General features: G+C 69.5%; 19 protein-coding genes. 5 read left to right on the forward strand and 14 right to left on the reverse strand.

What is annotated here, in order from left to right; all coding sequences use genetic code 11:
- Positions 1-32: 32 nt before the first annotated feature.
- The 6 genes from DMH01_RS07400 to DMH01_RS07425 are packed head-to-tail and all read right to left on the reverse strand — an operon-like array spanning position 33 to position 5,723.
- Positions 33-704, reverse strand: a complete 672-nt coding sequence (locus DMH01_RS07400; protein WP_125674518.1) for a PhoU domain-containing protein — start codon at positions 702-704, stop codon at positions 33-35.
- The gene (locus DMH01_RS07405; protein WP_125674520.1) at positions 701-1,438 is read right to left on the reverse strand and encodes a metallophosphoesterase; all 738 of its coding nucleotides are present in this window, start codon (positions 1,436-1,438) and stop codon (positions 701-703) included. The genes DMH01_RS07400 and DMH01_RS07405 overlap by 4 nt, the downstream gene beginning before the upstream one ends.
- A complete protein-coding gene (locus DMH01_RS07410; RefSeq protein WP_125674522.1) occupies positions 1,435-2,244 on the reverse strand; it encodes a BON domain-containing protein in 810 nt (269 codons plus the stop codon). The genes DMH01_RS07405 and DMH01_RS07410 overlap by 4 nt, the downstream gene beginning before the upstream one ends.
- Positions 2,241-3,296, reverse strand: coding sequence for an NAD-dependent epimerase/dehydratase family protein (locus DMH01_RS07415; protein ID WP_125674524.1), 1,056 nt, complete (start codon positions 3,294-3,296; stop codon positions 2,241-2,243). The genes DMH01_RS07410 and DMH01_RS07415 overlap by 4 nt, the downstream gene beginning before the upstream one ends.
- Positions 3,297-3,324: 28 nt before the next feature.
- On the reverse strand, positions 3,325-4,359 hold the full coding sequence (locus DMH01_RS07420; protein ID WP_125674526.1) for an aromatic acid exporter family protein: 1,035 nt from the start codon (positions 4,357-4,359) through the stop codon (positions 3,325-3,327).
- Positions 4,359-5,723: an aldehyde dehydrogenase gene (locus DMH01_RS07425; protein WP_125674528.1), complete on the reverse strand. Its 1,365-nt coding sequence runs from the start codon at positions 5,721-5,723 to the stop codon at positions 4,359-4,361. Before DMH01_RS07425 ends, DMH01_RS07420 begins: the two co-directional genes overlap by 1 nt.
- 106 nt (positions 5,724-5,829) lie before the next feature.
- Here DMH01_RS07425 and DMH01_RS07430 point away from each other — a divergent pair, with 106 nt between their 5' ends.
- From DMH01_RS07430 to DMH01_RS07440, 3 genes are read left to right on the forward strand one after another with little or no spacing between them, the layout of a single operon-like run.
- Entirely contained in the window at positions 5,830-7,935 is a 2,106-nt protein-coding gene (locus DMH01_RS07430; protein ID WP_125674529.1) for a catalase, read from the forward strand.
- A gap of 39 nt (positions 7,936-7,974) precedes the next feature.
- Entirely contained in the window at positions 7,975-9,462 is a 1,488-nt protein-coding gene (locus DMH01_RS07435; protein WP_125674531.1) for an HAD-IIIA family hydrolase, read from the forward strand.
- A complete protein-coding gene (locus tag DMH01_RS07440) occupies positions 9,459-10,484 on the forward strand; it encodes a glycosyltransferase family 9 protein (protein ID WP_125674533.1) in 1,026 nt (341 codons plus the stop codon). The genes DMH01_RS07435 and DMH01_RS07440 overlap by 4 nt, the downstream gene beginning before the upstream one ends.
- On the opposite strand, the gene DMH01_RS07445 is transcribed toward DMH01_RS07440, so the two are convergent.
- The 8 genes from DMH01_RS07445 to DMH01_RS07480 form a co-directional block, all read right to left on the reverse strand.
- On the reverse strand, positions 10,447-11,301 hold the full coding sequence (locus tag DMH01_RS07445; protein ID WP_125674535.1) for an SDR family oxidoreductase: 855 nt from the start codon (positions 11,299-11,301) through the stop codon (positions 10,447-10,449). The genes DMH01_RS07440 and DMH01_RS07445 overlap by 38 nt on opposite strands.
- Before the next feature lie 400 nt (positions 11,302-11,701).
- Entirely contained in the window at positions 11,702-12,712 is a 1,011-nt protein-coding gene (locus DMH01_RS07450) for a TauD/TfdA family dioxygenase (RefSeq protein WP_125674537.1), read from the reverse strand.
- The gene (locus DMH01_RS07455) at positions 12,709-14,118 is read right to left on the reverse strand and encodes a cation:proton antiporter (protein ID WP_125674539.1); all 1,410 of its coding nucleotides are present in this window, start codon (positions 14,116-14,118) and stop codon (positions 12,709-12,711) included. Before DMH01_RS07455 ends, DMH01_RS07450 begins: the two co-directional genes overlap by 4 nt.
- 13 nt (positions 14,119-14,131) lie before the next feature.
- A complete protein-coding gene (gene ddaH / locus DMH01_RS07460; RefSeq protein ID WP_125674542.1) occupies positions 14,132-14,944 on the reverse strand; it encodes a dimethylargininase in 813 nt (270 codons plus the stop codon).
- 22 nt (positions 14,945-14,966) lie between these two features.
- Entirely contained in the window at positions 14,967-16,220 is a 1,254-nt protein-coding gene (locus DMH01_RS07465; RefSeq protein ID WP_125674544.1) for an ATP-grasp domain-containing protein, read from the reverse strand.
- On the reverse strand, positions 16,217-17,374 hold the full coding sequence (locus DMH01_RS07470) for an FAD-binding oxidoreductase (protein WP_125674546.1): 1,158 nt from the start codon (positions 17,372-17,374) through the stop codon (positions 16,217-16,219). The genes DMH01_RS07465 and DMH01_RS07470 overlap by 4 nt, the downstream gene beginning before the upstream one ends.
- 102 nt (positions 17,375-17,476) lie before the next feature.
- Positions 17,477-19,045 carry a carbamoyltransferase C-terminal domain-containing protein gene (locus tag DMH01_RS07475; protein WP_125674548.1) on the reverse strand — a complete coding sequence of 523 codons (1,569 nt, stop codon included), beginning with the start codon at positions 19,043-19,045 and terminating at the stop codon, positions 17,477-17,479.
- Between the two features lie 87 nt (positions 19,046-19,132).
- The gene (locus tag DMH01_RS07480) at positions 19,133-20,593 is read right to left on the reverse strand and encodes an NB-ARC domain-containing protein (protein ID WP_125674550.1); all 1,461 of its coding nucleotides are present in this window, start codon (positions 20,591-20,593) and stop codon (positions 19,133-19,135) included.
- A 187-nt stretch (positions 20,594-20,780) separates the two neighbouring features.
- Here DMH01_RS07480 and DMH01_RS07485 point away from each other — a divergent pair, with 187 nt between their 5' ends.
- The gene (locus DMH01_RS07485; protein ID WP_125674552.1) at positions 20,781-21,473 is read left to right on the forward strand and encodes a hypothetical protein; all 693 of its coding nucleotides are present in this window, start codon (positions 20,781-20,783) and stop codon (positions 21,471-21,473) included.
- The gene (locus DMH01_RS07490; protein WP_034319694.1) at positions 21,457-21,807 is read left to right on the forward strand and encodes an MmcQ/YjbR family DNA-binding protein; all 351 of its coding nucleotides are present in this window, start codon (positions 21,457-21,459) and stop codon (positions 21,805-21,807) included. The genes DMH01_RS07485 and DMH01_RS07490 overlap by 17 nt, the downstream gene beginning before the upstream one ends.
- Positions 21,808-21,998: the final 191 nt, after the last annotated feature.

A 21,998-nucleotide genomic window follows, 5' to 3' on the forward strand; every position in this document is an offset into this window, starting at 1 on the left:
GAGGGAAGGGGGCCTTCACGCGCAAAGCAACCTCAGAGCTCGGCAGGAACATCCCGCACCGAGGATTCGGGCAGTTCCCCCGTGAGCGCGAAGTCCACCCGCCGCGCCACCGAAACGGCCTGGTCCGCGAACCGTTCGTAGAACCGCGCCAACAGCGCCACCGAGATCGCGGGCGCGACGCCGTGCGGCCAGTCCGGCTCGGTGACCAGCGTCATCAGTTCCTCGTACAGCGCGTCGACACGCTGGTCGGACCGGGCGAGCGAGTGGAAGACCTCCGCGGTCGGTCCCTCGATCGCCGCGCCGAGGTCTTCCGCCATCGAGCAGACGAGCCCGGCCATCTCGCCGAACCGGCCGGCGAGCGCGTCGGGGACGGCGAATTCCGGCGCTCGCGCGGCCTGGTCGGCGATGTGCTGGGCTAGGTCGCCCATCCGCTCCAGCCGGTCGGCGCAGTACACCGCCGCGAGCACGGTCCGCAGGTCGCGCGCGACCGGCGCCTGCAGGGCGAGCAGTTTCTGGGCGGTCTCCTCGCACGTGGTCCGTGCCGCGTTCAGTTTCGCCTCGACCGCCGCCAGTTCGGTGGCGGCTTCGGCGTCCCGGTCGAGGAAGACCCGGTTCGCGAGGCGCAGTTCCTCGCAAGCCATGCCGCACATGCTCGACAGGAGCTCGCCGAGGACGCTCAGTTGACCATGGAATCGATCCCTCATGTCAGCACTTTCGCAGGTTCGAGGACGTACGTCGCGTACGCCGCGCGGATCACCGGCTGGGCGACGTTGCGCACGGGGACGCCGCCCGGGCTGACGCCTTGCTCGCTGCCGTAGTGCGCGTGCCCGTGCACGGCGAGCGCCACCTGGGCGTCGTCGATCGGCTCGCACAGCAGGTACGACCCCAGGAACGGGTGGATTTCCGGTGGTTCGCCGTGCAGGGTGCCGGGGATCGGCGAGTAGTGCGTCAGCGCGACGGTCACGTCGGGCTCCTCGTGTTCGAGCCCCTCCAGCGCGGTGCGCAGGCGCTTGGCGGCCGCCATGGTGTGTTCGACGAAGTCCTTCATCTCGCGCTCGCCGAACCGGCTCGCGCATTTGCCCGCGAACCCGCCGCCGAAGCCTTTCACCCCGGCGACGCCCAGCTTCCCGCCGTCCAGTTCCAGGGTGGTGGCCGAACCCTCCAGAACGGTGATTCCGCTTTCCGCCAGCAGCCCGCTGACGGCTTCCGCCTCGTCCGAGTGATAGTCGTGGTTGCCGAGCACCGCCACCACGGGGACGTCGAGCCCGGCGAACTCGTCGGCCACGACCCTCGCCTCTTCGACGCTGCCGTGCCGGGTGAGGTCGCCCGCGAGCAGCAGCACCTCGGCGTGTTCGGCGATGTTGTCCAATGCCGGCCGCAGCAGGCCCCGGTTGTCCTCCCCGAGGTGGACGTCCCCGACCGCGGCGACCCGGATCACCGGATCTCCTCGGCGTGCGACGGCTCGCGGACGTCCGCCAGCCGGACGTCGTTGTGCACCAGCTCGGCCGCGATGTGTTCGCAGACGACCGCCTCGATGTCGGCCTTGCGGTTGGCGCAGGGGACCTCGCCGCTGAGCCGGACCTGGTCGCCGCGCACGGTGACGTGCACGCCGAGTTCGGCGGTCCTCGGATCCTCCGCCAGCGCCTTGGTCAGCCTGGCGACCAGGTACTGTGGCGCTTCCTCGGGCATCGGAAGCTCCTTTCCGTCGATGATGGACAGTGCCGCGAGCAGGGTCAGGAACGACCAGGCGTACGGCGATTCGGCGGTCTCCTCGGCCACGCGGTGCCAGTCGACCTGCTCGCGGAGGTCACGGGCGATCCGCAGCAGCGGCCCGAAATCGCAGCGGTGCGGGCTGAGCACGAGCATCTTGTCGACGAGCAGGTCGGTCCCGTTGAGCACGGGGGCGGCGGTCGCCCCGACCCGCATCAGCGAGGCGCGGTCCAGCATCTCGTCGGTGACCGGCCGATGGTTGGGCCGGAAGATGAGGTCGACGAGACAGTCACCGTCGTAGACCTTGGTGAGCCAGTCCTCGGGCGGATGCACCCGTCTCAGCCCCGCGGCTTCCAGCGCGCTCGCCGCTTCCTCGATGTCCTCGTGCTTGAGGAAGAGGTCGACGTCGTGATCGGACGGCGGGCCGCCCCGCGCGTACACGGCGAGACCGCCCGCGACGGCGAACCGTACCGAAGTTCCATCCAAAGTGGACACGACCTTGGTCAGTGTGTGCAGCAGTTCCTTCTCGTTCACGGCCGCTCCCCCACTCCGGTGGCCAGTTCGTGAACCCGGCCGACGTCCGGTTTCAGCGGCTCGGTCGGGAACCCGTCGCCTTCCCGCAAACCCTTGAGGAACGCCTCGATCGCCTCCTCCGACGAGTATCGCGGCGTCCAGCCCAGCTCTTCCCTGGCGCGCGTGCAGTCCATCACCGGGAGGTGCAGCACGGCTTCGAAGAGCCCTGGCGTGGCCGGAATCAGGTGCAGCGACCAGGCCGCGGCGAGCGCGTTCCGGACGAAGGAGGCCGGGACCTTCACCGGCCTGGCACCGAAGATCCGTGCCAGCGCGCGGGTGTCCAGCACCGGGTCGGCGGCGATGTTGAAGGCGCCCTTGACGTCCTGGAGCGCGCAACGGCGGTAGGCGTCGGCGACGTCTTCGATGTGCGCGGTCTGGATCCTCAGTTGCGGGATGTCCGGAAGGATCGGGACGAGCGACGGCCTCAGCAGTTTGCCCGGAACGAGCGGCCCGCCGAAAAGGCGGCGCTGTTCGGGCGCCGCGGCCTTCTGGAACAGGAATCCCGGACGCACCCGGACCACCCGCATCCTGGGATGACTGCGGTCGAAAGCCTCGAGAACCCGTTCCACATAAGCTTTTTCCCGGGTGTACGCCGCGGTGGGCGAGCCGTGCGTCGGCCAGTCCTCGGTCACCGGATGGTCGTCGTCCCTCGGCGAGTACGCCCCGATCGACGACGCGTACACCAGCGACGGCACCCGCATCGCCTGCGCGGCTTCGAACACCCGGATCGAACCCAGCACATTGGCCCGCCAGGTGACCTCGGGCCGATGGGTGGGCTGGAAGAGCCAGGCCAGGTGGATCACCACGTCGGCGCCGTCGAACACGGCCCGGAGGTCGTCGCGGGCGACGTCCGCGGTGACGAACTCGGTCTTCGGGCTCTCCCAGCGGCTGGGGCGCCTCGCCAGTCCGACGATCGAGCCGACCTCGGGGTCGGCACCCAGCGCGCGCACCACCGCCGTCCCGACGTTCCCGGTGGCGCCGGTGACCACGATCCGCTTGCCACTGCTGCTCATGGGTACGGTTACCCACCGTCGCCCCGGCTTAATCGGCACGGAGCCGCTGGACGAGGCGGCGGGCGGGCAACGCCATCGCCCCCAGGCCGACCGTGGTGGCGACCTCGTCGGTGGGCGTGACGAGCAGGTGGTCGATCTCGTCGAGCAGCCTGCGGCATCGATCCAGTTTGTCCGCGTCACCCGAACGGGCCACCTCGGCGAGTGCTTCGAGCAGGTCGCCGACCACCCCGCGCGCGTACTCGCCGGGATGCCGGAACGGCTGCTCGCTCTGGGCGGCCTCGCGGACGCCGTCGATCAGCTGGGCGAGCGGCTGCCACAGGGAAATGAGGTTCGACAAGGGTTCCTCGCGGATCTCACGCCGTCCGCGGAGGTTCAGATACCGGCCCTCCCGGGTCCAGCCGATCGCGTCCTCCGCCTCCGCGGCCAGGCTTCGGACGTCCCGAAGGCGGCTGTCCAGGGCGTCGGTCACCTCGCCGGCGCGGACCAGTTCCGCGGTCTCGTCGAGGAGGTCGGCGATCGCCGCGGCCAGCCGGGAGGTCGCCGCCCGCAGGCGTTCGCCGTGCAGTGGCGGCAGGACCACCGCGTTGAGGACCGCGCCGATCGCCGCGCCCAGCGCGGTCTCGAGCAGCCGGTCGGCGAGCAGGACCGGTTCGGTCGCGCTTCCATACGAGATCAGCAGCATGCCGGTGATGCCGACCCACACCCCGGAATCGCCGAACCCGCGCCATGAGCCGATCAGCAGCCCGGTGAAGACGGCCAGTCCGAGCGCGACCGTCACGGACGGGACGAGCTGACCGGCGCCCGCCGCGAGCAGCACCCCCACGCTGACCGCGCCGACCTGCTGCGCCCAGCCGCGCAGGGAGCGGTAAACGGTGGCCTGTACCAGGAACACCGCGGCGTACGGCGCGAGAAAGGGCTGCGGCAGCCGCAAGACCGACGTCGCGACGATCCACGCGATCACCGCCGCGGCCGTGGCCTTCGTGGTCTGGATGAGACTCCGGCGTTCCTCCCCCGGAACCCGGAACGCCCTGGCGACCCAGGCGAACGGAGCCGTCCAGCGCATCAGAGCCCCGGAGGCGCCAGGTGGACGACCTTCGTCTGGGTCATCTCGTCGAGCAGTTCGGGCCCGTAGCCGTAACCGCTGCCGCTCGCGCCTCGCGGATGGGCGGCTCCACCGGGCGCGCCGCCGAAGACGTTGTTGATCTTCACGGTCCCGACCGGGAGTTCGCGCCATGCCCGCTGCGCGTGCGCCATCGAGGAGGTCAGCACCGTGGCGGCGAGACCGTACTCGCCGTCCGCGGCCTGGCCGAGCGCCTGCTCGAAGTCCGCGACCACTGTCACCGGCGCGACGGGGCCGAATGTCTCCTCGCGGAGAATCCGCATCCCGGAGGTACATCCGGTGAGGACGGTCGCCGGGTAGAAGGCGCCGGGACCGTCCGGCACGACGCCGCCGACGAGCGGATCGGCGCCTTGCGCGATCGCTTCCGCGACCTGGGCATGCACACCCTCTCGGTGACGCCGGTCGACGAGCGGCGCCAGTTCGCGACGACCCGCTTCGGAGACCAGCGCGGTGAGGAAGGCGTCCGCGACGTCCTGGTGCACCAGGATCCGTTCGACCGAGACACAGATCTGCCCCGAGTTGGCGAACGCCCCGGTCGCCGCCTGCTCGGCCGCCCAGACCGGATCCACCCCGGCGTCCACGACGAGCGGATCGTTGCCGCCGTTCTCCAGCAACGCCTTGGCACCGGTCCGCGCCGCGCTCGCCGCGATGGACCGGCCCGCGACGGTACTGCCGACATGCGCGATGACGTCGACGTCCGGGTGGGCCGCGAGTTCGGCACCGACACTCCCGTCACCCTGCACGGTCTGCAGCACACCCTCGGGAAGCGCCTCCGACAGCACGTTCCCCAGCCACGCGCCGGTGTGCGGGCACCGTTCACTCGGCTTGTGCACCACCGTGTTGCCCGTGACCACCGCGGCGCCCAGCAGCCCGCAGGCCACGGCGACGGGGTCGTTCCACGGCGTCAGCGCCACGACCACGCCCCGCGGTTCGGGCACCATCAGGTCGGTGGCCGACGGATCGCCCAGCAAAGACCGGCCGCGGTGCACCGGGCCCAGTTCGGCGTACTGCTCCAAGGTCCCCGCCCCGGCCAGGACACCTTCCTCGGCCTCGTCGCGAGGCTTTCCGGTCTCGCTCTCGATGAGAACGGCGAGTTCACCCGCGCGCTCCCGGAGCGCCCTGGCCGCGTCCTTCAGCGCGATCCCGCGTTCGGCCGCCGGCGTGGCGGCCCAGTCCGGCGCCCGCCTCTTCGCCGTGGCGATCGCCGTTTCGACGCCGTCGGGGGTCGCTGCCTTGACGTTGCCGACGAGCCGGTCGTCGGCGGGGTCGCGGATCTCCAGCACGGCAGGCCGGTCCACCGTCGTCATTCGCACCTCCTCGAAGTCTTTCGCAAGCCGGTTACCCGGTGTCGTTTCGCCGAAACAGTGCCGGGGTAGCCGCGAGGGAAACCACCACCGCGAAGGGGCGAGATCTGTGGCACAACATCGAGAGGACGCGAAGGACGAGCAGCTGGGCGCGAACCGCGTGGATCCGGAGCGGTCCGCGCTGACGACGCAGCAGGGTGTCCGCGTCGATCACACGAACGACTCCCTGACCGCCGGAGCCCGGGGGCCGACGCTGCTGGAGGACTTCCACGCACGCGAGAAGATCACGCATTTCGACCACGAGCGCATCCCCGAACGGGTCGTCCACGCGCGCGGCGCGGGCGCCTACGGCTTCTTCGAGGCCTACGACGACGCGCTGGCCGACTACACGGTCGCGGAATTCCTCACCAGCGGCGAGAAGATCCCCGTGTTCGTGCGGTTCTCCACCGTCGCCGGTTCGCGCGGTTCGGCCGACACCGTCCGCGACGTCCGCGGCTTCGCGACCAAGTTCTACACGCGCCAGGGCAATTACGACCTCGTGGGCAACAACATGCCGGTGTTCTTCATCCAGGACGGCATCAAGTTCCCCGACTTCGTGCACGCGGTCAAACCCGAACCGCGCAACGAGATCCCGCAGGCGCAGTCCGCGCACGACACCTTCTGGGACTTCGTGTCGCTGCAACCGGAAAGCCTGCACATGGTGCTCTGGCTGATGTCCGACCGCGCGCTGCCGCGCAGCTACCGGATGATGCAGGGCTTCGGCGTCCACACGTTCCGGCTCGTCAACGCCGCCGGTGAGGGCACCTTCGTGAAGTTCCACTGGAAGCCCGTGCTCGGCACGCATTCCCTGGTGTGGGACGAATGCCAGAAGATCGCGGGCAAGGACCCCGACTTCAACCGGCGCGACCTGTGGGACGCCATCGAGGCCGGGCAGTACCCGGAATGGGAGCTGGGCGTCCAGCTGGTGGCCGAGGACTCCGAGCACGACTTCGACTTCGACCTGCTGGACGCCACGAAGATCATCCCCGAGGAGCAGGTGCCGGTGCGGCCGGTCGGGCGGATGGTCCTGGACCGCAACCCCGACGACTTCTTCGCCGAGACCGAACAGATCGCCTTCCACACCGCGAACATCGTCCCCGGCATCGATTTCACCAACGACCCACTGTTGCAGGCGCGGAACTTCTCGTACCTCGACACGCAGCTGATCCGGCTCGGCGGCCCCAACTTCTCCCAGCTCCCGGTGAACCGGCCGATCGCTCCGGTGCACACGAATCAGCGCGACGGGTACGGGCAGCAGAACATCCACAAAGGACGGACGAGCTACTTCCCGAACTCGCTCGGCGGCGGCTGCCCGGCGATCGCCGACTCCGGTGTCTTCCGGCATTACACCGAAGCCGTGGCCGGCCACAAGATCCGGGAACGCAGCGAGAGCTTCAAGGACTTCTACAGTCAGGCGACGCTGTTCTGGAACAGCATGTCCCAGGTCGAGCGCGAGCACATCGTCGCCGCGTTCCGGTTCGAACTCGGCAAGGTCGAGGACCGGGAGGTCCGGGCGCGGACCGTCGCCGAACTCAACAACGTCGACCACGACCTGGCGGCCCGGGTGGCCGAGGGGATCGGCGTGAGCGTGCCCGCCGCTCCGGCCACTCCCCACCACGACCGCACGTCCCCCGCGCTTTCCCAGCTCAACCAGCCCTCGGTCGCCCCGACCAGCCGGAAGGTCGCGGTGCTGGCCGCCGACGGGGTGGACACGGTCGGCGTCGGCCGCCTGGTCGAGGCGCTGACCGAGCAGGGCGCGATCGCCGAGGTCCTCGCGCCGACCGAAGCCGAACTCCGGCCAGGCGGTGACGGAGACCCGCTGCGGCCGGACAGGCAGCTCAACACCATGGCTTCGGTGCTCTACGACGCCGTCGTCGTCCCGTGTGGCCCGAGCGCGATCAACGTCCTCGAACGCGACGGATACGCGGTGCATTTCGTCGCCGAGGCGTACAAGCACGGCAAACCGGTGGCCGCCTTCGGCTCCGGTTTGGACCTGCTGCGCCGGGCCGGGGTGACGTCGAAGCTGGCCGACGACACCGAAACCCTGATCGACCAGGGCGTGGTGACCACCACGGCGGCCGAGGCGACCCTGCCCGACGGCTTCTTCGCCTCGTTCCTCGCGCAGCTGGGCGAACATCGCTCGTGGGTGCGGAAGACCGACGCGATCCCGGCGTGACCGGAGTTTGCGGCGGTGGCTCCCGGGTACCGGAAGAGGGTGAGCGACCTCGACTACACGATCGTGATTCCGACGACCGGCCGGGAGAACCTCCATACCCTCCTGGCCGCGATCGAAGCCGCCGGGGAACCCCGGCCCGCGCGGATCGTCGTCGCCGACGACCGGCCCGGCGGCGACGAACTGCGGCTTCCCCCGTCCAGCACGGAAATCGAAGTGGTCCGCTCCGGCGGACGCGGTCCCGCCGCCGCCCGTAACGCGGGCTGGCGGCGCGCCCGGACCGAGTGGATCGCCTTCCTCGACGACGACGTGGTGATCGGCTCGGACTGGCCGCGGAAACTCGCCGAAGACCTCCTCCCCCTCGGGCCGGAGACGGCGGCGTCCCAGGCGAGGCTCGTCGTGCCGCTGCCACCGGACCGCCGTCCGACCGACGACGAGCGCGGAACCGCCGGGCTGGAGACGGCCCGGTGGATCACCGCCGACATGGCGTACCGCCGGTCCGTGCTCGCCGAGGTCGGCGGCTTCGACGAGCGTTTCCCCCGCGCCTACCGGGAGGACTCGGATCTGGCCTTGCAGGTCGCCAAGGCGGGTTACCTCATCGCGCGCGGTGAACGCGTCACCGTCCATCCGCCCAAACGGTCGGGGCCCCTGGCCAGTCTCCGCGCCCAGCGGGGCAACGCCGACGACGCGCTCATGCGGCACAAGCACGGTGTCCTCTGGCGACAGCAGACCGGAGCGGGACACGGACGGCTCGAACGGCACGCGCTGGCCACCGTGAGCGCGGCGAGCGCCGTGGCGCTGTTCGCGCTGGGACGCCGTAAGGCCGCGGCCGCGGCGGCCGGAGTGTGGGCGGGAGTGACCGCCGAGTTCGCCGCGCGCCGGATCGCCCCGGGGCCGCTCACCCCGGGAGAGGTGTCGCGGATGCTGCTGACCAGCGTCCTCATCCCGCCCGCGGCCTGCTATCACCGGCTGCGCGGGGAACTGCGGCACCGGCTGTCACGGCGGCCGCAGGCTTTGCTGTTCGACCGGGACGACACCCTCATCGTCGACGTGCCCTACCTCGACGATCCCGACGGCGTCCGCCCCGTGCCCGGCGCCAAGGAACTCCTGCACGGCATCCGGGCGGCGGGGATCAGGATCGGCGTGGTCAGCAACCAGTCCGGGGTGGCGAAAGGACTCATCACCCCGGATCGGCTGGCCGCCGTGAACGCCCGCGTCGAACAGGTCCTCGGTCCGTTCGGCACCTGGCAGGTCTGTGTGCACGACGACGGCGACGGCTGTGCCTGCCGCAAACCCGCGCCGGGGCTGGTGCGCCAGGCCGCGGAGGCGCTCGGTGTGGACGTCCGCCGTTGTGTGGTCATCGGCGACACCGGCGCCGACGTCGACGCCGCACTCGCCGCCGGAGCCCGCGGGATCCTCATCCCGACCGCGCGGACCAGGCCGGAGGAGATCGACCGCGCCCGTCGCCGGGCGACCGTCGCCCGGGACCTCGCCGAAGCCGTGCACCTGGCCGTCGCGGGCAGCCGATGAACGTGCTGGTCGCGAGGATGGACAACCTCGGCGACGTCCTGCTCGCCGGCCCGTGCGTCCGCGCGGTCGCGGCCGGGGCGGACCGGGTGGTCCTGCTGACCGGGCCCCGGGGCCGCGCCGCGGGCGAACTGCTGCCCGGAGTGGACGAGGTCATCAGCTGGTGCGCGCCGTGGATCGACCCCGAGCCGCCGCCGGTCACCCAGGAGGACACCGACGCGTTCGTCCGGCACCTGCGCGAGTTCTCCTTCGACGCGGCCTTGATCTTGACGTCGTTCCACCAGTCCCCGCTCCCGCTGGCGCTGCTGCTGCGGATGGCGGGCGTGCCGTGGATCGGCGCGGTCTGCGAGGACTACCCCGGGTCGCTGCTGGATCTGCGGCATCGCGTTCCCGGTGATCCGCCGGAGCCGGTCCGGATGCTTTCCCTGGCCGAGGAAGCCGGCTTCTCGTTGCCGCCCGGCGACGACGGCGGTCTCGCGATCCGCGAACCACTGCCCCCGGTGGACGGGCTCGTCGGCGATGAGCGTTACGTGGTCTTCCATCCGGCCGCGTCGGTCCCGGCCAGGCAGCCGTCGGCCGATCGGTCGGCAGCGATCGCGCGGGCGCTGTCGGACGCCGGGCACCGCGTGGTCGTGACCGGGTCACCGTCGGAAAGCACGCTGACCAAGGAAGTCGCCGGGGACGCGCTCGACCTCGGCGGCCGCACCGGACTGGCCGAACTGGCGGCCGTACTCGCCGGGGCGGATGTCGTGGTGGCGCCCAACACCGGCCCCGCCCACCTCGCGGCCGCCGTCGGGACGCCGGTGGTCTCGCTGTTCGCCCCGGTCGTGCCGGCGTCGCGCTGGGCGCCGTACGGCGTGCCTTCCGAAGTGCTCGGCGACCAGCACGCGGCATGCAAAGGCAGCCGGGCGCGGGTCTGCCCCGTGCCCGGCCATCCCTGCCTGGACCGTCTCGCGCCTGACGCGGTCGTCGACGCCGTGGCGCGTCTCAGCCGGGTGTCGTCTCGCCGCCCAGCGCGGCGATGACCTCGCCGCTGTAGTACGACGAAAGCCGGTTGGACGCCAGGAAGACGTACGACGGCGCGAGGTCGTCGGGATGCGCCGCCCGCTCGAACGGGACCTGGAGACCGAACTTCTCCACCTTCTCGGGCGGGAAGGTCGACGGGATCAGCGGTGTCCACACCGGACCGGGCGCGACACAGTTGATCCGGATGCCGCGATCGGCCAGCGCCTGCGCCATCGCATACGTCCAAGCGTGCACGGCGCCCTTGGTCGCGGAATAGTCGATCAGCGACTTGTTGCCCCGCAACCCGTTCACCGAGCCGGTGTTGATGATGACCGACCCCTCACCCAGATGGGGCAACGCGGCGTTGGTCACCCGGAAGAAGCTGTGGATGTTCACGTCGAAGGTATGCGTCCACTGCTCGTCGGTGAGCTCCTCCGGGGAGTCGACCGGCCACTGCGTGGCGACGTTGTTGACCAGGATGTCCAGGCCGCCGAGCTCCTTCACGGTCCGATCCACGATCTCGCGGCACTGCGCCGCCTCGGCGAGATCACCCGGTAGGAGGAGACACTCGCGGCCTTCAGCGCGTACGCGTTCCTCGGTGTACTTCGCGTCTTCGTGCTCATTGAGGTAGGCGATCGCCACGTCGGCGCCTTCCTTCGCGAAGGCGATGGCGACCGCGCGGCCGATCCCGGAGTCACCGCCGGTGATCAACGCACGCTTGCCCGCCAGCAGCTCGCGCCCCTCGTAGTCCTCCATGGAGTCACGGGGCGGCGGGTCCATTTTCGACGTCACGCCCGGTGGCTCCTGCTGCTGCGGCGGCCGTAACTTTTCTGCCATCGGTTCCCTCCCGTCGGGTGCTTTCGCCGAGGGTTACCCGGATGGCCGCTTTCTCGAACATGCCCGGTCTCGTGCCCCGGGCGGGATGTCGCGAAAGCCACTTTCGGGACGTCTGATGTCCCGAAAGTGGCTTTCGCGACATGGTCACCGGCCGGGCCGAGCGTTGAGAAAGCCACTTTCGCAACGTTGAAGGTTGCGAAAGTGGCTTTCGCATCACCCGCTGCCAAGCGCGGTTTCGCGTGACTAGACGGACGACACTCGTGACTGGACGGACGACACGCGTGTCCAGACGGACGACTCACGGCGGCTCCCGGCCGCGCGTCGTGTCGTCCGCCGGATCACGCGTGTCGTCCATCGGATCACGCGTGTCGTCCGTTAGGTACGGGTGGTCCGAGAGCCTTCAGTGCACCCGCCGGTCCGCCGCCGTCCCCCGGTACCGGATCGTCCACAGGCTGCGCCGGATGTACGTCCGCTGCAACCACCGGTCCCGCCCGTTGTGCCGCGCGAAGAACTGCGACCGCGCGTGCAGGCCCTTCCGGTTGTTGATCAGCAGCGCCGTCCCCGGCTCCAGCTTGACCTGGTGCGCGACCTCGCGGCAGATCCGCTGCAACTCCTCCAGCGTCTGTTCCGCTTCGACGGTCTCCCCCACCACGCCGTTGGCCGAGATCGCCACTTCCGGGGAATCCGCCGGCCCGGAGATGACCGGCACGAGGTCGGAGAGCACGTCGGCCCCGTTGGCCACGTCACGCACGTAGCTGCCGGGCGCGTTGAGCCGGAACAGCGGGCGCCGCAGGACGTCGAGCACCTCCGGGTCCAGCGCGGCCGAGATGTCCCTGCCGTCGGCGTAGTAGGTGACGGCTTCCTTGTTCCCGTCCTGGCGCACGCAGTTCAGCACCAGGAAGTCCGGATTGGACACGTCGTAGCGGCCCACCTCGTCGTGCACGATGTCGTTGTGGAAGTTGAGGAACACGTGCGAGCTCTGGTTGGTCTGGCTCCGCGCCCCCGCCGAGACCGGGACGACGTCGTGCACGAGCCGCCCGCTCTTCTCGGTGGTGAACCCGACGGGCTCGCCGAGCAGCTGGCTCAGTCCCAAAAGGACGGTCTCGGCGACGAACGTCTTCTTGTCCTTGCTGGGTTCGCCGTCGATCGGCGTCTCGGGCAGCTCCGGGTCCACCGGCAGGTTGCGCACGAGCGCGACGCCGGGGGTGTCGACGTGCCTGCCGAAGTCCAGGATCGTCTGCGATTGGTCGATCGGCAGCTTCGAGAACGCGACGCGGAGCATCGCCAGCGAGCGGTCGATGTCGTCGACGGGGTTCGGGAAGGACCGCAGCTCGCTCCCGATGGTGTCCCGGACTTCGTCGTCGAGGACGACCTCGGCGAAGGTGCTGACTAAGGTTTCCTTGCTGGTCATGGTGTCCTATCCACTTTCCGCCGCCGCTGGACCGGCGGTCTCGTCTTGAACTTGGCGATGAAGGCGAGCGCGGGGGCCGTCGCGATCGTCGACACGAGGGTCATGATCACGAGCATCGCGAACACCGCCGGGCTGATCACCTTCAGCTGGAGGCCGACGTTGAGCACCACCAGTTCCGTCAGTCCCCGGCAGTTCATGAGCGCCCCGAGCGACAGCGATTCGCGCCAGCCGACACCGGTCAGCCGCGCCGCCGTGGTGCTGCCCGCCCATTTCCCGAACACCGCCACCGCCGTGATCACCACGGTCCACAGCCACAGCGATCCGGAGCCGAGCAGGCTGAACTCGGTGTGCAGCCCGGTGTAGGCGAAGAACAGCGGCAGCAGCAACGTCAGGGTCACGCTGCCGAGCTTCCCGGCCGCGCGGGTGACGACCGGATCGTTCCTCGGCGCGATCACCCCGAAGAGGAAGGCGCCGAAGATCGCGTGGATGCCGATCTCGTTGGTGGCCAGCGCCGACAGCATGACCCCGCCGAGCAGGATCGCGAGCACCGCGGACTCCGGCACGCGGGTGAGCGCCTTCGCCAGCAGCGGCCGGACGACGTAGAGCATCACCACGACGAACGCCAGCGTCAGCCCGACGGTCAGGAAGACCTCGGACGGCGTCCCGCCCTGGCTGACGGCCACCACGACGGCCAGCAGGCACCACGCGGCGACGTCGTCGACGGCGGCGCAGGTGAGGGCCAGCGCCCCCAGCGGCGTCTTCGAGAGGCCGCGGTCGGTCAGGATCCGCGCCAGCACCGGGAACGCCGTCACGCTCATGGAAACCGCGATGAACAGCCCGAAGGCGAGGAAGCCGACGTCACCGCCGAAGGTCGGGTACATGCCGAGCGCGAGCACGATGCCGCAGACCATCGGCAGCGCGATGCTGACCTGGCTGACCGTCACCGCGGTGAACCCGCGTGCGCGCACCGCGGCGAGATCGATCTCCGAACCGACCAGGTACATGAAGAAGATCAGGCCCAGCTGCGAAAGGATGTTGATCGCCGTGACCACCCCGCCGGGGAACAGCCAGCCGAACGCGCCGGGCCAGACGAGCCCGAACAGCGACGGTCCCAGCAGGATGCCGGCGACGATCTCGCCGATCACCGCGGGCTGGCCGAGCCGCCGGGCCAGGACGCCCGCGAGGTGGCAGGCGCCCAGGATCACCGGCAGCGCGACCAGCAGGCGTGCGTAGGTGTCGGGCCCGCCGCCCGCGGCCTTGGCGCCCGTGCTCGCGACAGGCGCGTAGGCCGACCCCAGGCCGAGCACCACGACGACGACCACCGCCGGAACCGCGATCAACGCCGTCCCGACGACGATCCGGCGCAGCGTGGTGCGCCCGCCCCGGTCCCGCACAGCCGAATCCATCGAGTCTCTCTCCCTAACCGGCACGCAGTTCCAGCGTGCAGCACTTGACACTGCCGCCCGCCTTGAGCAATTCCGACAGGTCGGCACCGATCGGTTCGAAGCCGTGTTCCCGCAACCGCGCGGTCAGCGCGGTGGCCGCCTGCGGCAGCACGACGTGCTTGCCGTCGGAGACGGCGTTGAGGCCGAAGACGGCGGCGTCTTCTTCGGAAGCCAGGATCGCGTCGGGATAAAGCTCCTTCAGCAGCAGACGGCTCTCCTCGGCGAACGCGCCCGGGTAGTACATGACCGTGTCGTCGTCGAGGACGGCGAGCGCCGTGTCGAGGTGGTAGTAGCGCGGGTCGATCAGCGTCAGCCTGGTCACCGGACGGCCGAAGAACTCGCGCGATTCGTTGTGCGCCTCCGGGTTCGTGCGGAACCCGGTACCGGCGAGGATCGTCTTCCCGGCGACGAGGTAGTCGCCCTCCCCCTCGTTGACCCACTGCGCCTGCCGCACGTAGCGATATCCGTTGCCCCGGAACCACTTGAGATACGCGTCGGACTCGCCCGCCCGCTGCACGTGATGGAACCGCGCCACGAGCACCTGTCCGTCGACCACGGTGGCGCCGTTGGCCGCGAACACCATGTCGGGCAGGCCGGGCAGCGGTTCGAGCAGCTCGACACGGTGCCCCAGGTCGACGTACAGGTCTCGCAGCCATTCCCACTGCGCGATGGCCAGCTCGGTGTCCGTCGGTTTCTTCGGGTCCATCCAGGGATTGATCGAGTACTCGACGTCGAAGTACGTCGGTCTGACCATCAGGTAGTGCCGTTGGGTGGCAGTCCGTGACACGCTTCCTCCACGCGATTCTGTGCTACTTCTGGGTTTCGGAAAGTTTGACCTCGATCTTCCCGGCGAGATCGTTGGCGTTGCGCATGGCTTCGTCGAAGGACGCCCCGAGTGCGCCGATGCCGCCGAAGATGTTGTTGCCGAGCGGCGGGCGCTTGATCAGGTCACCCGGCTTGGCGAAGATCTTGAGGTAGTACAAGGAGGACGATTCGTTCACCGCGGGCGGGACGTCGATCGAGGCGATCACACCCCCCGGGCAGATCAGGCACATCGCGGCGGTGTGCAGCCCGGTCGGGCTGAAGTGCCCGACGTCCGGCCGCACCCCGCGGGAGACGTCCATGAGTCCCTTGATCGGGTCGTATCCGGCCGAAAGCCGGGCCATGTGGTCGAGTCCCCCGCCGCCGGGACGAACGGCGATCTCCAGCAGGAACGGTTTGCCCTGGTGGAACCGGACCTCGGCGTGCAGCGCGCCGCGCGTGAGCCCTTGCGCCCGCACTCCCGCGGTCACCACCGCGTGCACTTCGGCCACCTGCTCGGCCGTGAGCGACGTGGGCGCGTGGTGCACGTCGTCGTCGAAGGTCTCGCCCTCCGAAGTGACTCGGTCCACAATGGACCCGAGGTAGACCTCGTCGTCCCAGGCGACCGCTTCGATGAGGTGCTCGTGACCGTCCAGAAAGGACTCGACGAGCAGGCCGTGCGGGCCGAGGTCCAGCCCTTCGGCCTCCATGTTGTACCAGGACATCCCGTCGATGCCTTCGCGTGCCTGCGCGTAGCGCTCCCGCATCTTCTCTTCGTCGTCGACCCGGAAGACGAAGTTGCTGGCCGCGCCGAGGGTCGGCTTGAGGATCACCGGATAGCCGAAGTCCTCGGCGGCCCGCAGGGCCGAGTCGAGGTCTTCGACGAACCGGAAGTCCGGATGCGCGGCCCCGCCCTTTTCGTGCGCCTGCCGCATGATCAGCTTGTTCCGGCTGGTCCTCGCCGCGTCGACGCCGATACCGGGCAGGCCGAGCGCTTCGGCGACCGCGGCGACCAGGACCACGCCGGACTCGGAGAAGGTGAGCACGCCGTCGAACGACTCCTCGGCGTGCCAGGCCTTCGCGTGCCGGATCAGGTCGTCGATGTGGTTGCTGCCGGCGATCCGGTAACGCTCGGACGGCCAGAGATCCTCGGTCCCGATCCCGTTGAGCACGTACAGCACGCCGCCGAAGTCCTCGATCTGCTGATACCGGGGCAGGTAGTAGTAGGAGTTCTGGCTGGCTTCCAGCGCGAGCAGTTTCACGACACACCTCGTAGGGCAGGACGGATCGGGTGGACACCGCCCGCTCGCACGAGCGGCCGGTCGAGCGGTTCGAGTCCGGTCGGGACCGGGTCGGCGCCGGTCAGGCGCGCGGCCAGGGACCGGGCGATCAGCGGGGCGAACTTGAACGACGAGCCGCCGCACGCCGCGTAGGTCAGGACCCGGTCGCCGAGGACGGCGAGCATCGGGCCGAGGGTGGAACGCCGGGCCAGGTAATGACAGTCCCGGGTGTCGACCAGCCAGTCCCGGCGGAAGCCCGGGATCAGCGTGGCGAACGTGTCGATCAGATGCTCACGCCACCACGAGGGCACCGTGGCGCCGCCGATCTCGTCGACGACGCGGCACGCGCTCGCGGCGCTGAGCTTCAACGGTGTCCCGGCGACGGGCGGCACCAGCCACGCTCCCCCGTCGGACCCGAGCGACGTGATCGCCGGGGTCGCGGCCCACGCGGCGGCGTCGGCGGGCGGGACGTCGCAGTAGAGCATCGTCTGCCGGTGCAGCACGAGTTCCCTGGACAGCGCGGGGGCCAGCAGTTCCCGGGACCAGGGGCCCGCCGCCACCAGGACGGCGTCACCGCGGAGGGTCCCGCCGTCGGCCAGCCGGACCTCGGCCCGGTCGGCGTCGATCCCGGCCACCTTGCGATGCGGATGGAGTTCCGCGTTCGCGTGCCATCGCAGCCGCGTGGCGCACGCGGTCAGGACGCGATCGGCGAGCAGGACCCCTGCGTGCGACTCGAAGATCGCACCCGTCCCGGGCACGAACCCGGCGTGCGGGAATTCCGCGGCGAGTTCGTCGGCGCCGAGCACTTCGGCCTTCGATCCCGCCGCGGACAACAGATCCCGCGCGGCCACCGCCTCTTCCGGCGGCATAGCGGTCAGCGCGCCGACCTGTTCGTAGAACGACGTGGACAGCAGGTGTTCGAGCTCGATCCAAGCGTGATGCGCGCCGACGGCGGCCGCCGTGGTGGCCGGGTCGCCGGTATGCAACGCACGCAGCACGCGGTGCCGGTCGAACGAGGTCGCGCCGGAGAACGGGATGTCCGCCTGATCGGCGAGCACCACTTCGTGCCCGGCCGACACACACTCCAACGCGGTCAGCAGCGCGATGACACCACCGCCCGCGAACACGACGCGCATGGTCTTCCCCCTCCGGGCGAGACTTCTTTCGGGCACCACGAGGTACCCGGATGCCACTGCTGGGTGGTGGCATCCGGGCCTTGCCCCCGTCGGGCAAGGATTTCAGGAGGCGCGCGGGGTCACGAACGTGTCGTTGATGACGTAGCCGTCGAGGCCGTACGTCTCCCCGTACTCGATGAGATCGCTGGTGCGGTTGAGGAAACCGCGCCCGTTGTTGTTCAGCGACGTGTTGCACAGCACGCTGAACCCGGTCTGCTCACGGAACGCCTCGAGCAGGTCGGTGATGCCGGCGTTGCGCTCCCGGGTCACCGTCTGGGTGCGCGCGGTGCCGTCGACATGCGTGATGGCCTTCAACTCGTCGGAAGTGACGTGGTTGAAGTACAGCATGTACGGGTCCTGCACCGAACCGACGAACCACTGGGGGGCGTCGGATTCCAGCGCGATCGGGGCGATGGGGCGGTAGTCCTCGCGGCGCTTGATCTTGTTGAGCCGCACGGTGGTGTCCACGGTGAACGGCGCGGCGAGGATCGACCGGTTGCCCAGCGCCCGCGGGCCCATCTCGTACCGGCCGCGCGCCCAGCCGATGATGTTGCCGTCCTTGAGGTACTTCGCGACCTCGCTCGCCACGAGCGGCCGCGTCTCGTACTTGGCGGGATCCGGGACGACGTCCTCGACGAAGTTCTCCCCCGCGTAGACGTCCCATTCGATGGTCGCCTGCCCGGTGTAGAACCACTGCGCGTCGATGGCGGTGCCCAGCGCGGAACCGCTGTCGTTGGGACACGGCGGCACGAACACCGACGAGAACAGGCCGCTCTCCCGCCACAACCGGTTCCAGTCGCAGTTCAGGCCGCAGCCGCCGGAGATCAGCAGCGGCAGGCCTTCGGTCAGGTTCTTCTCGGCGTAATCGTGGAACCGGCCGAAGATCGCCTGCGAGTGCTTCGCCGCGGCGTTGCGGTATTCCTGCGACCAGACACCGGCGTTGTACAGATGGGACCAGGACATCTCCTCTTTGGACAGACCGAGGATGATGCCGTCGCGGTCGAGGATGAAGTCGATGGTCTTCTGCTCGTCCGGCGTGAGCGGGCCCGGTTCGGCGAACCCGGTCAGCGCCATCTGCTTGCCGGCGTCGTTGAACCGGAACTTCCCCTTGCCCAGCGGGAAACCCGGGTCGGCCAGCGCGAAGAGATAGGCGTACTTCGCGCCGGGGTCGGTCAGGACGTGCTGCAGATGCGTGGCCTCGCCGCGCTCGTCGATCCGGTAGAAGTCACCGATGTTCCCTTCCCACACCAGGGAGTAGTACGCCTGGCCGGGCGCCGCGGGGGCCATCCCGAGGGAGGTGTAGATATGCGAGCGCTCGTGGGTCGAGGAGAAGTACCGCACGTCCTTGCCGAAGAACTTGCCGGCCTCGTCGGAGATCGCGCCCTCGCCGACACCGAAGTATCCGGTGCGGGACGGCGGTTCCACCGAGAACTCCCCCTTGACCCAGCCGCCGAGCGCGACCACGTCGGGCTGCCTGTCGAGCATGCCCGCCGCGCGCGCCATCAGCTCGCCGGTGATCCGGTCGTAGCGCGGGTAGTTGTCCTTTTCCGACTCCAGCGCGAACAGCAGCTTGCCGTCCTCGATCGCCACGATCCCGCCATCGTGACCCTCTTTCATCGACAGAATCAGCATTGTGTCACCGAATTTCGCTCGCCTTCATTCGTCGACTCATTCAAGCCGCGCGGCCCGTTGACCGGAAGCGCCGCGCGGGGAGAACAATCAACCTTCGGACGAGCCGCCCGGCAGGGTGCGCACCGCCTCGTGGCGCAGCGATTCGAACGCGTTCTTGCGCGTCCGGCGGCCCGCCATCGAGACGGCGGCGGCGAACGGGCCCGGTTCGCGTTGCCGTTCGGCGGCGAACGCGCTGACCAACCGGGACACCGCGTAGCGCCCGGCGACGTTGGCACGCTGGAGAAGTCCGGCGTCCACCACGGATTCGAGGAGTTCGTCGGCGGTCTCGATCATGATGCCCATCGCGGCGGCGATGCCGATCGAGGTCGTCCAGCCCGCGCCGCTCTGCCCGAAATGCTGGATGGCCTCCCGTTCGGTGGGCGAGAGATGTTCGTACGCCGCCGAGAACCGGTCGCGCACGTTGACGTCACCGACACAGAGACTGTCCATGAGCCGTTCGCGATCGGCGAGCTGGCCCGCGGTGTACGCGATCGCCCATTCCGGGCGCGCGGCGATCTTGCGGCCGACGATGTTGACCGCCAGCGGAAGATCCCCGCACAGTTCGGCGATCGTGTCGGTGGCGTCGTGCTCCGCCCGCACCCGGCCCGGTCCGGCGATTCGGCCGATCAAGGCCAGCGATTCCTTGCGGGAGAACGTATCGAGCTCGATACGGTTTGTGTCCTCCAAACCGAGCAGCCGCGCGCGGCTCGTCACCACGACCTGGCTGTGCGGGGCCTGGCCCAGCAGCGGCCGCACCTGCCCCTCGTCCCGGACGCCCGTCAGGAGCACGAACAATCTGCGTTCCGCCAGCAGGGACCGGTACAGCCCGATCCGCTGCATCGGATCGTCGGGCACCAGATGGGCGGGCACGCCGAGCGCGCGCAGGAACCCGCGCACGATCCCGTTGGCCGACCGGCCGCCGGAGCCGCTGTCACCCAGATCGGCGTACAGCTGCCCGTCCGGGAAGTCCGCCGCCACCTCTTCCGCCAGCCGCAAGGCGAAAGCCGTCTTCCCCACCCCGATCGGGCCGCTGACGAGCAACGGCACCTTGACCGGTCCGCTCGCCCCGATCATCTCGGCGGCGTCGGCCAGATCCCTTTCCCTGCCGACGAAAGTCCTCGACGCCATCGGCAGCTGGGCCGGACGGGCGAGGCGGAGGACGCCGGTTGCCGTCGCATGCGCGCCGTCCGGCGGAGCGTCGGACGGCGCGGGCGCGCGATCCTCCCGTGTCTCGGCGCCGGCCCCCGGCTGCCCGGCGACGCTCCGCCAACGTCGTTCCCACACCGCACGGTCCCCACCGCACGCGGAGACGAACGCCAGCGTCACGGCGAGCGTCGGCAAGCGGTGGCCGCTCGCCGCGCTGGACAGCACGGAAGGTGCGAACAGTGCGGTCCTGGCGAGTTCCCGGTAACTCGGGTTTCCCGCCCGGTTCCTCAAAACGCGCAGATCGTGAGCGAATGCGGCGATCGGACCAGTGGAGCCGTCCAACGGTCGCTCGGGTCTGCCCATGCCCTCTCCTCCCCTGGATGGGGTAACGCAATCGCGCTGCGTGACCGCCATCCTTGTGGCCTTCCTGGCCACAACCCTAAAGGACCAATGAACCATGCAGCAGATACAAATAGGTGACTCAATGTACAAAGTCCAATAGGCGGACGCGGAAATTCACCCCCTTGGTGGCACCGGATAGGGTTCGCCCATGTCTGACCCCCTACCTCCACTCGCCGAACTCCGGCGGGCCGCCGAAGTGTTCAACGGCTTCGCGAATGTGGACACCTCTTGGCTTCGGCTCCTTGAGGAAACGCGGTCCGCGATCGACCTGTCACAGCCCGCGCATCGCACAATTCTTCTTCGCTGGCTGAACTCGTGGGGATGCCGTATCCGGTACCCGCGGGACGGTGAACCCGCCCCCTTCGACGACGGCGTCCGGGCCTGGTGGGAGACCTGGGGCACCACGCTCCCATCGGCCGATCTGGCCGGCTTGACCGACGCGGAGATCGACACCGCCGCGAAGGCCTACGCGGATCTCTCGGGTGTCGTCGTCTCAGCGGGACGGACGAGGCGTACGCTGGGCCCGACCGCCGCGGCCAAGGCGCTGTATGCGTTGCGGCCCAACACGATCATGCCGTGGGACGCCGCCATCGCGGCCGCCCTCCACGGCGCCCGTGACGGCGCCGCGTTCGGCGCGCACCTGCGGCTCGGCCGCGCGTGGGCCGCCGCGGTGATCGCCGAGACGGGGGACGGCGGGACGGGAATCCCCGCACTGGTGGGCAGGCCCGTGTCACTGGCGAAGATCCTCGACGAATACCTTTACGTCGCCTTCACCATGGGCGCCAAGGGTGACTGGGGAACAGACAGCGGAGAATGGTGGAAAAATGGTAACCGGGGATGACGTCAGACGGATCGTTTCGGACCTGCCTCGCGCCTATGAAGCGCTGGTCCGCGACCGAGCGAAGTTCCGCGTGGGGCGAATCGTGTTCCTTTCGCTCTCGCCGGACGAAACCGTGATGGGATTCGGCTATCCCAAAGAGGAGCGGGAAGCGCTCGTGGCCGGCGAGCCGGAGAAGTTCATGATGCCGATTCCGTCCGATATGCGCTATCAGTGGGTCCGCGTCCGGCTGTCCGCGATCGATTACGAAGAGTTACGAGAACTCATCGTCGACTCGTGGCGAATGTGCGTCCCGAAGAAGGTATGGACGGAATACCTGGAAAAGAACCCGAGCTGAACTACTCCTTTCGGCGTGCGCCGTTCAGCCCCCTCGCTTACCCTTTTCGGTCGCGTGAATTCGCCTCTCGGGCGATAAAGCGGGTAGAAATCCGGTGCCGCCTCGGCCCAGGGCCGTGTCCGAAGACGCAACACGCGTGCTTGGAGGCGTAACTCGCGTGTCTGGAGCCGCAACACGGCCAGTGCGAGAGT

Source organism: Amycolatopsis sp. WAC 04182, from assembly GCF_003947465.1.
In the GTDB taxonomy this organism is placed as follows: Bacteria; Actinomycetota; Actinomycetes; order Mycobacteriales; family Pseudonocardiaceae; genus Amycolatopsis.

Bases quoted from the DNA above. Each gene is read 5' to 3' on its own strand.
- DMH01_RS07400 (WP_125674518.1), bottom strand. From the start codon at position 704: ATGAGGGATCGATTCCATGGTCAACTGAGCGTCCTCGGCGAGCTCCTG.
- DMH01_RS07415 (WP_125674524.1), bottom strand. From the start codon at position 3,296: ATGAGCAGCAGTGGCAAGCGGATCGTGGTCACCGGCGCCACCGGGAAC.
- DMH01_RS07420 (WP_125674526.1), bottom strand. From the start codon at position 4,359: ATGCGCTGGACGGCTCCGTTCGCCTGGGTCGCCAGGGCGTTCCGGGTT.
- DMH01_RS07425 (WP_125674528.1), bottom strand. From the start codon at position 5,723: ATGACGACGGTGGACCGGCCTGCCGTGCTGGAGATCCGCGACCCCGCC.
- DMH01_RS07440 (WP_125674533.1), top strand. From the start codon at position 9,459: ATGAACGTGCTGGTCGCGAGGATGGACAACCTCGGCGACGTCCTGCTC.
- DMH01_RS07445 (WP_125674535.1), bottom strand. From the start codon at position 11,301: ATGGCAGAAAAGTTACGGCCGCCGCAGCAGCAGGAGCCACCGGGCGTG.
- DMH01_RS07450 (WP_125674537.1), bottom strand. From the start codon at position 12,712: ATGACCAGCAAGGAAACCTTAGTCAGCACCTTCGCCGAGGTCGTCCTC.
- DMH01_RS07455 (WP_125674539.1), bottom strand. From the start codon at position 14,118: ATGGATTCGGCTGTGCGGGACCGGGGCGGGCGCACCACGCTGCGCCGG.
- DMH01_RS07470 (WP_125674546.1), bottom strand. From the start codon at position 17,374: ATGCGCGTCGTGTTCGCGGGCGGTGGTGTCATCGCGCTGCTGACCGCG.
- DMH01_RS07475 (WP_125674548.1), bottom strand. From the start codon at position 19,045: ATGCTGATTCTGTCGATGAAAGAGGGTCACGATGGCGGGATCGTGGCG.
- DMH01_RS07480 (WP_125674550.1), bottom strand. From the start codon at position 20,593: ATGGGCAGACCCGAGCGACCGTTGGACGGCTCCACTGGTCCGATCGCC.
- DMH01_RS07485 (WP_125674552.1), top strand. From the start codon at position 20,781: ATGTCTGACCCCCTACCTCCACTCGCCGAACTCCGGCGGGCCGCCGAA.
- DMH01_RS07490 (WP_034319694.1), top strand. From the start codon at position 21,457: ATGGTAACCGGGGATGACGTCAGACGGATCGTTTCGGACCTGCCTCGC.